This window comes from Variovorax sp. P5_A3 (assembly GCF_056400665.1).
This window is the reverse complement of the sequence record NZ_JBFUKW010000001.1, coordinates 89,524-102,187: the sequence shown is the minus strand read 5'-3', so window position 1 is coordinate 102,187 and position 12,664 is coordinate 89,524. Positions and strand designations below refer to the sequence as shown.

Annotated in this window: 13 protein-coding genes; 1 reads left to right on the top strand and 12 read right to left on the bottom strand. The window is 66.3% G+C overall.

Annotated elements, in window-relative coordinates; genetic code table 11:
• Positions 1 to 7 precede the first annotated feature (7 nt).
• The 3 genes from AC1D3B_RS00390 to AC1D3B_RS00380 all read right to left on the bottom strand — a co-directional run bounded on the left by AC1D3B_RS00390 (position 8) and on the right by AC1D3B_RS00380 (position 2,754).
• Positions 8 to 682 (bottom strand): DUF3348 domain-containing protein, encoded by a 675-nt coding sequence (locus AC1D3B_RS00390; protein ID WP_478188687.1) that lies wholly within the window; start codon positions 680 to 682, stop codon positions 8 to 10.
• 52 nt (positions 683 to 734) lie between these two features.
• Entirely contained in the window at positions 735 to 1,826 is a 1,092-nt protein-coding gene (locus AC1D3B_RS00385; protein ID WP_478188686.1) for a TAXI family TRAP transporter solute-binding subunit, read from the bottom strand.
• A gap of 91 nt (positions 1,827 to 1,917) precedes the next feature.
• On the bottom strand, positions 1,918 to 2,754 hold the full coding sequence (locus tag AC1D3B_RS00380) for a hypothetical protein (RefSeq protein ID WP_478188685.1): 837 nt from the start codon (positions 2,752 to 2,754) through the stop codon (positions 1,918 to 1,920).
• 257 nt (positions 2,755 to 3,011) lie between these two features.
• On the opposite strand from AC1D3B_RS00380, the gene AC1D3B_RS00375 reads away from it, so the two are divergent.
• A complete protein-coding gene (locus AC1D3B_RS00375) occupies positions 3,012 to 3,410 on the top strand; it encodes a hypothetical protein (RefSeq protein ID WP_478188684.1) in 399 nt (132 codons plus the stop codon).
• 17 nt (positions 3,411 to 3,427) lie between these two features.
• On the opposite strand, the gene AC1D3B_RS00370 is transcribed toward AC1D3B_RS00375, so the two are convergent.
• The 9 genes from AC1D3B_RS00370 to AC1D3B_RS00330 all read right to left on the bottom strand — a co-directional run bounded on the left by AC1D3B_RS00370 (position 3,428) and on the right by AC1D3B_RS00330 (position 12,556).
• On the bottom strand, positions 3,428 to 3,751 hold the full coding sequence (locus AC1D3B_RS00370) for a chaperone modulator CbpM (protein WP_478188683.1): 324 nt from the start codon (positions 3,749 to 3,751) through the stop codon (positions 3,428 to 3,430).
• A 5-nt stretch (positions 3,752 to 3,756) separates the two neighbouring features.
• Complete coding sequence (locus AC1D3B_RS00365) at positions 3,757 to 4,716, bottom strand: DnaJ C-terminal domain-containing protein (protein ID WP_478188682.1); 960 nt, start codon at positions 4,714 to 4,716, stop codon at positions 3,757 to 3,759.
• Positions 4,717 to 4,743: 27 nt separating this feature from the next.
• A complete protein-coding gene (locus AC1D3B_RS00360; RefSeq protein WP_478188681.1) occupies positions 4,744 to 5,358 on the bottom strand; it encodes a histidine phosphatase family protein in 615 nt (204 codons plus the stop codon).
• A gap of 5 nt (positions 5,359 to 5,363) precedes the next feature.
• A complete protein-coding gene (locus tag AC1D3B_RS00355) occupies positions 5,364 to 6,932 on the bottom strand; it encodes a phospholipase D family protein (RefSeq protein ID WP_478188680.1) in 1,569 nt (522 codons plus the stop codon).
• A gap of 59 nt (positions 6,933 to 6,991) precedes the next feature.
• A complete protein-coding gene (locus tag AC1D3B_RS00350; RefSeq protein WP_478188679.1) occupies positions 6,992 to 7,636 on the bottom strand; it encodes a CDP-alcohol phosphatidyltransferase family protein in 645 nt (214 codons plus the stop codon).
• Positions 7,637 to 7,965: 329 nt separating this feature from the next.
• On the bottom strand, positions 7,966 to 8,415 hold the full coding sequence (locus AC1D3B_RS00345; protein ID WP_478188678.1) for an Lrp/AsnC family transcriptional regulator: 450 nt from the start codon (positions 8,413 to 8,415) through the stop codon (positions 7,966 to 7,968).
• 12 nt (positions 8,416 to 8,427) lie between these two features.
• On the bottom strand, positions 8,428 to 8,886 hold the full coding sequence (locus tag AC1D3B_RS00340; RefSeq protein WP_478188677.1) for a RidA family protein: 459 nt from the start codon (positions 8,884 to 8,886) through the stop codon (positions 8,428 to 8,430).
• Positions 8,883 to 9,857, bottom strand: coding sequence for a transglutaminase family protein (locus AC1D3B_RS00335; protein ID WP_478188676.1), 975 nt, complete (start codon positions 9,855 to 9,857; stop codon positions 8,883 to 8,885). The genes AC1D3B_RS00340 and AC1D3B_RS00335 overlap by 4 nt, the downstream gene beginning before the upstream one ends.
• Before the next feature lie 2 nt (positions 9,858 to 9,859).
• Positions 9,860 to 12,556, bottom strand: a complete 2,697-nt coding sequence (locus AC1D3B_RS00330; RefSeq protein ID WP_478188675.1) for a circularly permuted type 2 ATP-grasp protein — start codon at positions 12,554 to 12,556, stop codon at positions 9,860 to 9,862.
• Positions 12,557 to 12,664 lie beyond the last annotated feature (108 nt).

The following is a 12,664-nucleotide window of genomic DNA, read 5'->3' as shown; positions in this document are numbered from 1 at the left end:
GGTTAACTCACTGACTCATGCGAAGGGCTTCGAGCAGCCCGTCGACCGGTTGAAATCGAATATCCAGTTCGGCGAGCAGCACGCCTTGCATGTCCTTGCGGAACACGTCCAGCCACTGCGTGTCAGGCTGGGCCGCCTGGTCGGCCTGTTGGGCCTGATCGGCTTTCCGCAAGCGACCGAAGTGCTTTTCGAGCAGACCGGGCACGGTCGCCAACAAGCGGTGCTCGTGTGCGCCCAGCACCTGCTCCATGACGGCATCGACGGACGCAAGACGCGCCATGGCAGGCGTTCCGGCGGCCAGCCGGGCCCTCAGGCGCTCGCGCAACGGGCCGATGCCCGCTTCCATCGCCTGCTGCCGGGAGAGGTAGCGCTGGCGGTACGGCGAGAAGTCGGTTGCCGGGTCCATGGGGGCGGCGATGGCATGCGCCAGCGCGGCCCGCGCGCGACCGCATTCGCTTTCTTCAGCGCTCAAGGCCGTTCGTGCGCCGGATGACGCAGATGAGGCGGCGGGACTGCCGTCGAGCGCCCCCGCGAGCGAGATCGCGTCGGTCCAGCTGACCCATTGACTCAATCGGTCCGCGAAGGCCTGTTTGGATTCGGGAACGCCGGTTTCGGTTAGCCGAGCGAGCAAGCGAACGAGCGCCGAGCCGGTGAAACCTGTGCGCCGTGACACTTGCACCATGCTGCCAATTTGGATAAACCCGGCAGTCTACACTGCCGCCGGGAGGCAGGACTCACTTCCGGCAGATGCCGAGCACCAGTTCCTGCTCCGTGCATGGGCGAGCTGGCGCCTGCGCCGGCGCGGATGCCTGCGTCTTGGCGGACATGGGTGCGCCGAAGCCTGCCTTGCCTGCGATGCAGGCGCGCATGCGCTTCTCCATGGGGCCGTAGTAGCGCCACCCCTGGCTCAGCGGGGGCAGTTCCAGGCGCACCTGCTTCCACTTGGGATGCCCGTTGGCCTGGAGCTTGTCGAAATTGGCGCAGAGCGACTCTCCGAACCGGACGAGATTGCCGACCGTCGACTGCAGCCCGTAGTCATAGGTGACAAGATAAGCCTTCACCGTGAGGGTAGGAGTATCGGCCGTGAGCCATGAGGGGTAGCTGCTGACGCGAATGGCCGCGGGGAAGTAGGTCTTCTTCGCGCGCGCCGTTTCAGGCGCCGCTTCGTCCAGCTTCAGGATCTTGATGAACTTGCGCGCCTCGGGCTTCATGTCCGAGAACAGCTTGGCCGGCTGGCCGGCCACGATGATGGCGACATCGATCGTCTTGTCGACGGTGAGCTTGACCAGGGCGTCCTCGTTGGTGAGGTACTGCGCATTCGCGGGCGATATCGGCTCGTCGAACATCAGCTGGTAGAGCGTCCGTGCGGTGAGTGCCGTGCCGCTGCCCAGCGGCCCGACGCTGATCTTCTTGTCCTTGATCTCGTGGATGGCGTTCAGCGGCGAGTCTGCGCGCGCGACGAAATAGATCTCCTCGTCATAGAGCGGCATGATCAGGCGCAGCGGACGGATGATGTTGCCGGCATCCGCGTTGCCCGCTTTCGCCTCGTCGAGAAAGGCCTGGTAGACGTCCGACTGCACCAGCGCCAGCTTGACGCCGGGTTCGAAGCGCATGCGCTGGACATTCTCCGCCGACCCCTTCGACTCCAGCACCTCGAGGTCGATGCCCGCGGGCTCGGCAACCCACTTCGCCAAGTCCTGGCCGATCTGAATGTAGGTGCCGGTCTTGGAGGCGGTGACGATCTTGTATTCCGCCTTGGGCGCCGCGAGTGCGCAGGACAGGAGGGCCATCCACATCAGGCCGGTGAACAGGATTCTTGTAGGCATGCTGGCTCCATCGAAGATTGGTGAACCTCGCCAGGCGATGCCCGGCTCCCTTTTCGCTCCTCGCTCTCCCTCTCTCTCTCTTCTTGCTTTCTCATCTCTGGCACAAGGCAAGCGCTGCGAGCGCTTCATTGCACTCTTTTTCCTTCGGATCCGCTACGCCATTTGCCCGCGCAGGTGCCTCTGCCTTGGGAGGCTCCAGCGGCAAGCGGGCAGGGGTGGCCGGTTGAACCGGGGGCACCGGAGCGGCGGACTCCGCCATTCCCAATGCACTCGATGCCTTCCCTGCGGCGTTCTGAAGCTGTTCACGACGGTCGGCTTGCGCCTGCACCCGCTGGTCGAACGTTTCCCTCAACAGCAGCACGGCAGGGTCATCCGCGTGGTCGATGTCCAACTCGTCGAGCACTCGTTCCGCTACGCCCAGGTCGCCGCGGCTCAAGGCACTCTGCACGTGCGCGATGTTCGTCTTGAGCTCACGCTGCCTGCCGGCATCGCTTTCCTTGTCGAGATAGAAGTGGTCGAACATCAAGGCGGCCACCAGGACCGCCAGGGTCGCGGCAATCGCGATCACCAGGCGAAACGGCACCAGCGAACTGCCCGCCCAATGGCGCGGGCCACGCCCTCCAAGCACCTCCTTCTGCCAGAGGGCACCCGGACGGACGAGCCCGATCTCGGAGCTCACTTCGTCATTGGTGGCGCGCGTGAGAACGAGATTGCCGATGCTCTCCTGATCAGGCTGGATGGTGTCCGAGAAGTCCACCTCGATCGGCACCAGGGCCTTGGCCCCGGAATACTTTGCCTTGCCCGTACCCGCCGTGATGGCCTGATCCGTCCCACAGAACCGGCAAAACCGATCCCCCTCCTGCAGCAGCGCAGCACAATGCCTGCAGGTCACCGGGGACGTCGAGTGCGGATCGGCCAGGTTCTCCATAACTCGGAACAAGTTTGTTCATGCTCACGGCGGAGGATGCCAGTCTCAATCTGGATCTGCGTGGCGTCAATCCGAAGGTGCCGGGCGGCTGCGCGGCGGTCATCCTCCAGCGAGAGGATGCGCGGCGAGTGAGCGCGCCAAACGTACTCGCTCGGCTATTTCTTCTTCGGGAAATTCCCTGTGAAATAGTGTCGTTCTTGCAGCTCAAGTGTTGCGCGAGCGCAAAAGTATGCATTGCTCGCGGGCTACCATGGCCCATGGACTGCACGACCCACCTGGAGGCCGAACTGGACCTCTACTTCGCTTGGCTCGCCCAGTTCGAAGCCAGTGTTCCCCGCGCTCACGACGTCGTCTCGAGCTGGTACCACAGCACGGTGCTTCAGGCCTACACGCGCTACTCGTGGTTCAAGCCCTCCACCCCTGGTGAGCCCGCCTTGTGCCTGGCCAATGTCATGGTGGCCGACAGTGCCCGGGGACAGGGCTACTTCGCCAGGTTCGTCGAGCGCTTCGTCCACGGCAGTGATGACCTGCAGGCGCGGGTGCTCTACCTCGAGAACATCGCGAGCCCCCGGTTCGAGGAACGGCTCCGTCGCATGGGGTTCCAGCGGTGCAGTTACGGCAGTGGCGAATTCTCGGCCTACTACCTGACCCGCTAGCAACCTCGCCGGGCCGCTCAGATCTCCCGGCCCAATCCCTGCGCGCGAAGGACGGCCTTCAGGCGTCGCACCTCGTGTTCCAGATCCAGGATCAGCGCGGCGGCATCGAGCCCCACGCCGAAGTCGCGCTCCAGCCGTCGCGCATCGAGCGCGCATTGCAGATCGCTGCTGTGAAAGCGCCAGTCGTCCGGCCGCTCGGCGGGCGCGCGCGACTCGATGATGCCCACCTCGACCAGTTGAATCACCCATTCGATCTCCGCCCCGCAGGCATGGGCGAGTTCGTGGGCGGCGAGCGGGTGCGAGGCACTCAAGGTGGTGCTCGTGACGGTAACAGTGGCCATGGTCATCACACTCCGAGATGGCGGCGCGGATCGAAGGGCACCGCCTGTGCCAGTTGTTCGTAAGCCTTGCGCGCGGCCTCCGTGTCGGCCGGCGGCAGTGCGATCTCGATCAGCAGATAGAGATTGCCCGGCGGCTTGCCCGGCAAGCCGCGCCCCTTGAGCCGCAGCTTGAGGCCGTTGCGCGCGTTGGGCGGCACGGTGACTTCCACCACGCCGCCAGTGGGCGTCGGCACCTGCACCTTGGCGCCCAGCGCGCCTTCGGTCGGCGTGATCGGCAGCGTCATGTAGAGATCGCGATCCTCGATGCGATAGAGCTTGTGCGGCGCGATCCGCACTTCGAGGTAGAGGTCGCCGGCCGGCTCCCCGCCGTGGCCCGGCATGCCTTGCCCTGCGAGCCGGATGTACTGCCCCGGATGCACGCCGGGCGGGATCTTCACGCTCAATGTGCGCGTCTTCCACTCGGGCCGGCCCTGCGCGTCGATCTCCTGTGATCGCAACGTGATCTCGCGTTCGGCGCCGTTGAGGGCATCCTCCAGCGCGATCTCGATGGCGGCATGGTGGTCCTCGCCGCGCGCGCGGTAGTTCTTTCGCTCCGCGCCACGCCGCTCCGCCGCGCCGAACAGCGACGAGAAGAACTCGCTGAAGTCCGCATGGTCGGCCGGCCCCTGATTCGGGCCGCGATGGAACTCGAAACCCTCATCCCATCCAGGCGGCGGCTGGAATCCGCCGTCCGGACTCCCGCCGCGTGCCACGTGATCGGCGAGCTGGTCGTAGGCAGCGCGCTTTTCCTTGTCGCGCAGCACGTCGTTCGCCTCGTTGACATCGCGCATGCGCGTCTCGGCGTCCGGCTCCTTGCTGACGTCCGGGTGGTACTTGCGCGCCAGCTTGCGATAGGCCTTGCGCACCTCGTCTTCGGAGGCGCTGCGTTCGAGGCCGAGAATCTTGTAGTAGTCCTTGAAATCCATGTCGATGAAATCCAGAGGTCGATATGTTCAGGCCAAGGCCGCTCCGCCGTCCACGGCTTGCAGGAGCGCCTTCACGCGCCATGCAGGGTCGCTGCGTTCGAAGCGCAGGGGTTGCGCATTGCCGAGCACGCTCATGTCGATCGGCACGCCGAGCAACGCGGCAAGCACGTAGAGCGATCCGCCGTGCGCCACGATCAGCACAGGCGCGGGATGCGAAAGCGCCTTTTCGAGCGCCGCGCGCTTGCGTGAGACGAATTCGGGCAGCGTCTCGCCGCCTTCGGGCTCGCAGGCCCAGTCGATGTTCGCCGACGAAGTGCCGATCAGCGCGCCAAAATTGCGCTCGCGCAGGCCGTCGAACACCACCGGCGAAATGCCATGCGGCGCCGACACGGCGTGCGCCGTGGTCAGCGCGCGATGCACGTTGCTGCTCACGATGCTGCGGATCGGTTCGCCGGCCAGCAGCTCGGCGGCGCGGGCGGCCTGCTGCAGTCCCAGTGCGCTCAACGGCTCGTCCGTCGCCTGGAAGATGCGGCGCGCATTGCACTCGGTCTGTCCGTGGCGCAGGAAATAGAAGTGGTCGCAAGCAGGTGCCAGCGGCTCCGCGGCCGCCAGCCTGGCGAGTTGTCTGAGGCCTTCGTTCATTGGTTCTACAGCATCCATTCGATGGGCAGGATCTCCAGGAAGTTGATCCAGCCACGCTTGAGCGCGCCCGCGCCGGGTTCGGTGGTGTAGACGGTCTCGCCTTGCGGCGTGCGGTCGATCCACTCCATGCGTCCATCCGGCTTGAGCCGGACCTCGTAGGCCGCCTTGGGGATCGCCGTGTCGAGCTGCTCCGCGAGACGGCCCGCCAGCGCAGGGCTGTCGACGATCACGCCCATTTCCGTATTGAGGTGCGCCGAGCGTGGGTCCAGGTTGTACGAGCCGACGAAGATCCGGTTGCGATCCACCGCGAAGGTCTTCGCATGCAGGCTCGCGGCGGAACTCGACCGGCTTCCGCTTCCGGGAAGCCCCTTGGGTCTGCCGTCGTCCTTGTCGGGTGGCGGCACGCCGATGCCCGGCTTCAACTCGTAGAGCGTGACGCCGGACTGCAGCAGTTCCTTGCGGTACTTGGAGTAGCCCGCATGGACCGGGCTGACATCGGTCGCCGACATCGAATTGGTGAGCACGCGGACCTTGATGCCGTTCTGCGCCATCGTGGTCAGGGACTTCGTGCCGCCCTGGCCGGGCACGAAGTAGGGTGACACCAGGTCGAGCTCGTTCTGCGGCTTGCCGAAAGCTTCCACAAGAAGGGGCATCATCTGCAGGTCCTTGCGATCGGACCGGTCGAGCACCTTGGCCGGGTCGTCGTGGATCACGCGCGCAGTGGTCCATTCGTAGTCGATTTGCTTGTCGGCCAACTGCCGTAGCAGGGGAGTCTGGCGCACCGCATCGACGTAGCGCTTCGCTTCCGGATCCTGGCGGACCTGGTCCCACTTCGCGCGCAGTTGTGCTGCGCCATCGGCCTCCGCGGGGGACAGCAAGCTGGCGGCAGGATAGGCGGATGCGCTGTTCCAGAACAGATCGAATTCGGTCGAGACTTCCTGCACGACCGGTCCGACCGCCATCACGTCGAGATCCTGGAAGCCGACTTCCATGTTGGCGCCGAAGTACTCGTCGCCGATGTTGCGTCCGCCCACGATCGATATCTGGTTGTCCGCAGTGAAGGACTTGTTGTGCATGCGCCGGTTGACGCGAGAGAAATCCGTGATGAAGTCACCGGCCCGGAAGCCGCGACTAGGGAAAGGATTGAAGAGCCGGATCTCGATGTTGGGGTGAGCGTCCAGCGCCGCCAATGTGGGGTCGAGCCCTCCGGTGTTCGCATCGTCGAGCAGCAGGCGCACGCGCACGCCGCGCTCCGCGGCTTTCCAGATGGCTTCCCACAGCAGTTGTCCGGTCGTGTCGCCGTGCCAGATGTAGTACTGCAGGTCGAGGCTTCGATCGGCGTACTGCGTGAGCACGATCCGGGCTGCGAAGGCATCTTCGGCGACCGAGAGCGCGTGAATGCCCGACTTGCCGGGATGGGCCGCGGTGAGTGGCCGGAGCGCCTGGCCCAGGCGGGTGTCGGCGGTGTTCGTGACGGCGGTGGATTCCGTGCGCTCGACATGCCCGGGCAAGCTGGCACAGCCGGAGATCACCAGACCGAGGAGGAAGGCAACGAGTACGCGCGATGAGATCATGAACGGCCCGAGTCGACGATGACCAGCGGCCATTCTAGGCAGAGCTTGGCACGGCAAGCCTACAGCTTGGGAATGCGCAGGGTCTTGCTGATCATCAGCGTGCCCGACAGCGCGAAGAGCAGGGACAGCGGATGAAGCACCCACGGCCCGAGCGACCATGCGCCGCCCCAGATGGCATCACCGATGCGGCCTTGCCATGCGGCGAGGGCGAGGATGCCCACCAGCACTACGCTGGTCGGGATGGGCGTGCCCTCGAAATACTTGACCTTGTCGGCACCTTCGGAGAGCGCTTCGGCCGTCACGTTGTAGCGCGCAAGCCGGCTCACGCCGCAGCAGACGAAGTAGATGAGCACCACGCAATCCCAGCCGCCGTTGAGTCCTGCCGCGAAGGCGAGCGAAGCCGGCATCACGCCGAAGGAGATGACGTCGGCCAGCGAGTCGAGCTCGCGCCCGAGCGCCGAATGGGTCTGGCGCCAGCGGGCGATGCGGCCGTCGAACACGTCGAAGATAAAGGCTGCGGGTGCCAGTGCGGCGGCCCAGAAGAAGTGCGTGAGTGACTTGCTGCCAACGTATGCCATCGCGAGAAAGACGGCGCCAACGCCGCAGGCCGCATTGCCCAGGGTGAACACATCGGCCAGGTGGAAACCTCGGATCATCGAGAAATGCTTCCGGACGGGCGCCGCTGCGGGGGATGTAGTGGCCATGGGTGCTTTCGTGTTGGAAAGTTGCGGGACACCTTAACGCATGGGCGCGCGGGATCGTGTAGTCGCATTCTGATGTCAACGGCATGTCGGGTGTGGGCGGGCGTCGTCGGGCGGTGTGCCCTGTGCCGGCCGACGTCACCGGCCGCTTCGCGGCTTCCCTGCGCTGCTCGCGGTACGCGGGGTCCGCGCAAACTCGCTTCGCTCAAACACGCGCGGACCCCGCCTGAAGCGAGCACCGGAAGGGAGCCCGAAGGGCCGGCGTAGCGGGGTCGACCGGCCCGCACCGCCTACCGGGCGCTGCCACCAGCGAGAACGAACCCTTCAGCGCCTCACTCAGGCGCATGAACAGCACTGCGACGATCCACCTTGCGACTGAGCACAACAGAGGTATGCGTCTGCTGAATCCCTTCGATCAGCCCGATCCTGTCGAGCAAGGCATCCAGCTGTTCATTGGTCTCGCAGCGCAGGAACACCATGTAGTCGAATTGCCCGCTGACCGCAGACAACTCCTCGACCTCGGGCACCCGTTCCAGCGCACGGACCACGGCCGCGCCCATCTTCGGCGCGACGCTCAGCCCGCAATAGGCACGCACTGCAGCTTGTTCGAGACGCTTGCCGAGTCGCACGCCGTAGCCGGAAATCACACCGTCTCGTTCAAGACGCGCGATACGTGCAACGATCGTCGTGCGTGCAACACCGAGCTTGCGCGCCAGCAACGCTGCGGACTCCCGCGCGTTCGCCTGGAGCAGGCTCAGCAGGTGACGATCGGTGTCGTCCAAAGGGCGTGGACCCTATTCGATTTCCGCGATGAGTTCGATCTCGACGCAGGCGCCCATCGGGACCTGTGCCACGCCGAAGGCGCTGCGCGCGTGCGCACCCTTTTCGCTGCCGAAAACCTCCGCCATCAATTCGCTCGCACCGTTGGTCACCAGATGCTGTTCGGTGAAAGTGCCGACCGAATTGACCAGGCTCATCAGCTTGACGATGCGCTTCACCTTGTTCAGGTCACCGATGGCCGCATGCAGCGTGCCGAGCAGGTCGATCGCGATCGCGCGAGCCGCCTGCCTGCCTTCGTCCGTCGTCAGCGTCGCGCCGAGCTGGCCGACCCAGGGCTTGCCATCCTTCCTCGCGATGTGGCCGGACAGGAACACCAGCTTGCCCGTCTGCACGAAAGGCACATACGCGGCCGCAGGGGCGGAAACGGGCGGCAGGGTGATGCCGAGGCTGGAAAGCTTGTCGTAGACGCTCATGAAGACTCCTTGTTCTGTGTTTGGGATTGCGATTGCGATTGCGCGTGTGATTCTGCGATGCGCGCCGCTTCCTCGCGAAGTTCCTCCAGCGGCCGCACCGTCACGCTGACAGCCAACGTGTGGCGCGCCCCGCCGTGCAACACGCCGCGCATCGGCGAAACATCGGAGTAGTCACGCCCGATCGCAAGCGTCACATAGTCCTCGCCGGGCTGGCGTCCATTGGTCGGGTCGAAGTCGGCCCACGCACCGGGCCCTTCGACACCCGGCAGGTAGACCGACACCCACGCGTGCGAAGCGTCCGCGCCGATCAGTCGCGGTCGTCCCGGTGGCGGCTGCGTCAGCAGATAGCCGCTCACGTAGCGCGCCGGCAGGCCCATCGTTCGAAGGCACGCGATCATGATGTGCGCGAAGTCCTGGCACACGCCACGGCGCTGGGCCAGGGCCTCGATGGCCGGCGTGCTGATCTCCGTGCTCTCGGAGTCGTACTCGAAGTCGCGGTACATCCGCATCGTCAGATCCATCGCCACGTCGAACGTTGGCCGGCCGGCCGCAAAGCTGGGCCGCGCGTAAGCGGCGAAGTCGTCATGGCGCGGCACATAGCGCGACGGAAACACAAAGTCCGAAGCCGCGTCGTAGCCCGAATCCTTGATGTAGCGGAAGCGCTCCCGCACCTCTTCCCAAGGCAGATCGCGCGCCACGGCGGGCGACAGTGCGGGCAAGGAAGTGTCGACCACGCTTTCCGCCGTGACGACGAGTTCCTCGTGCGTCGATTCGAGCGCGAAGAAGGCACGCGTGTTGCCGTAGACGTCCGGCGACTCGTTGCGTTGCGCGGGCGGCGGGTTGATCGTCAGCGCGTGGCTCACCAGGCGCTGCGACAGCGTGTCCATCGGCTTCAGGTGCGCAAGGTGCTGCGCCGTCTCGACGGGCGGCGTGTAGTCATAGCGCGTGGAATGCGTGACGTGGAGGAGCATGGTCAGATTCCAACCGAGCGTACGGATTCGGACGTCAGCGTGAAGTAGCGTGTTCCGATCGCATCCGACACATGGTACGCGGCCGTTTCGCAGGCGTCGAACAAGTGCACCAGCGCAGGATACTGCGCGTCTGGCCCGGCCACGCACAGGTGTTCCAGCGTCCATGTGTCCGGATCGGGCAACTCGTAGGAGAGCGCGGTCAGCTTGTCCGGTGCGCTGCCGGCGAGTCGCGCGATGCGCTTGCGCAGCGTCTGCGTCACCCAGGCCAGCGAGCGCGGGTTGTCGCCGTCGAGCACCAGCAGGTCGACCAGCGTTGCGACGTCACGGCGCTGCTGGTAGCGCGCATGGAAGGTGATGGTGCTGTCGAACAGCGCCACCATCGCCTCGAAGCCGCTCACCTCGTGCACCGAGCCATGCTCGAAGCCGGCAGCCAGGGCGCTGGAGAGGAAGCCCAGTCGCTCGATGTGGCGGCCGATCGACAACAGCCGCCACGCATCGTCGCGCGTCATGCGGTCGGTCTGGGCGCCGGTCATCGCGGCCAGCGCAGTGCTGGCGGACTCGAGCAGGCGCAGCGCCGCACTGGTGACGTAGCCGCCTTCGCCTTTTTCGCTCGCCTGTTCGGCGCTGCGGCGCAGGAAGTCGGTCTCGGCCCGCACGATCTGGTTCCAGTGATCCTGCGACAGCCGCTCGCGCACCGCGGCGGCCGTCTGCCGCACGCACCGCAGGGTGTAGCCCACGCTGCCACCCTTGTCGACGTCACCCAGCTCCGCGATCAGCGCGCGCTCGAACACACGGCGCGACTTCGGCAGGCTCGGCACTTCGGGCGACACCAGCGCGTTGCGAAGCGCCAGCCGATGCAGCCAGACCAGCAATGCGCGGGAGGAGGGATCCTCGCCGCCCAGCAGGTCGATGGTGAGGCGCGCCAGACGCACGGCGTTCTCCGCGCGCTCGGTATAGCGGCCCAGCCAGAACATGTTCTCGGCCGCGCGGCTGGTGACCGGTGCGCGATGCCGCGCCAGGGAGGCCGGCGTCGCATGCGGTTGCAGCAGTGTGGTGCGGTCGACCTCGCCGAGCGTCTGCACCCAGACATCCGCGCTGCTGCCGCCGCGCTGCATCGAGGCGATCTGCGCATCGGGCCCGGCCAGGCGCGCGAGGCCGCCCGGCAGCACGCGCCACGAACGCGGTCCGTCGATGACCGCGAACACACGCATCAGCACCGAACGCGGCGCGATGTGGCCGCGCCCGACGTCCTGCGTCCAGGTCGGCATTTGCGACAGCGGCAGATAACTCTGCACCGTGTGCTCGTCGCCCTGGCGCACGATGCGGCCGGCCCATTCGTCGAGTTCACGCCGACCCATGTGATGACCCAGCACGGCGTCGAAACTGGTGTGCGAGTCGTCGCCGGGGTAGGTGGACTTGATCGCGCACTCGGCCAGTTGCGGCAGCACCGCTTCCATGGCGGCGCGCTCGCCGCACCACCAGGTGGGCAGCGCAGGCAATTGCAGCTTCTCGCCGATGAGATGCCGCGCCAGCGCAGGCAGGAAGCCGAGCAGGGCCGGCGATTCGAGAAAGGCCGAGCCGGGCATGTTCGCCACCAGCACATTGCCGGCGCGAATTGCCTGCAGCAGGCCCGGCACGCCGAGCGTCGAATCGGGGCGAAGCTCCAGCGGGTCGAGGTACTGGTCGTCCAGTCGCTTGATGAGGCCGTGCACCGGCCGCAGGCCCTGCAGCGTCTTGAGGTAGAGCCGCTGGTCGCGCACCGTGAGGTCGTTGCCCTCGACCAGCGTGATGCCGAGGTAGCGCGAGAGATACGCGTGCTCGAAGTAAGTCTCGTTGTAAGGGCCGGGCGTGAGCAGCGCGATGTGCGGCGGCTGCCCGGCCGGGCAGAGGTTCTGCAGCCCTTCCATCATCGCGTTGTAGGTGGCCGCGAGGCGCTGCACATGCAGGTTCTCGAAGGCCTGCGGAAACTGGCGCGCAATGGCGAGCCGGTTTTCGAGCAGATAGCCCAGCCCCGACGGCGCCTGCGTGCGCTGCGACACCACCCACCAGTTGCCATCAGGTCCACGCGCGAGGTCGAAGGCCGCGATATGCAGCCAGGTGTCCCCCGGCGGTCGCACGCCATGCATCGCGCGCAGGTAACCCGGATGGCCCTGCACCAGGGCCGGCGGCAGCAGCCCTGCGGCCAGGAGCTGCTGCGGGCCGTAGACGTCGGCCATCACGCGGTCGAGCACGCGCACGCGCTGCTGCACGCCGGCCTCGACCTGCGCCCAGCTCTCGGGCGAGACGATCAGCGGGAACAGGTCGAGCGACCAGGGCCGCTGCGGACCGTCGGCATCGGCGTAGACGTTGTAGGTGACGCCGTTGTCGCGGATCTGCCGCTCCAGGCTGATCGCGCGGCGCGGCAGGTCATCGAAGCCGCCAGGGCCGAGGTGTTCGAAGAAGCCAGCCCAGGAAGAAGAGAGAGGCGCGTGCTCACGCAGGGCTTCGTCGCCCTGCTCGGCCACGGGTGCCGACGGTGGCACGGAGGAAGCGTCATAAAGCGGCGCGGGCTGCGACGGCGCTCCGTGGCGCGAGGCGCTCTGGGGAGTGGCCGCGCCACGCAGTTCGTCGAAGTGCCCCGGCGCCGCCGGGGGAGCGAGGGCGGAGGCGAGCGCTGCGGGCGCTTCCAGTGCTTGTGCGTCGAAGAGGGATTCGTTCATTGGGTCCACGGTGCGTTCATTGTCACACCACAGTAAGACTCGCCCCCAGGCTTCGCGCACTTCGTGTCGCTGCGCCAACCCCCGGCCGGGGGCAATACCGGCGGCCCG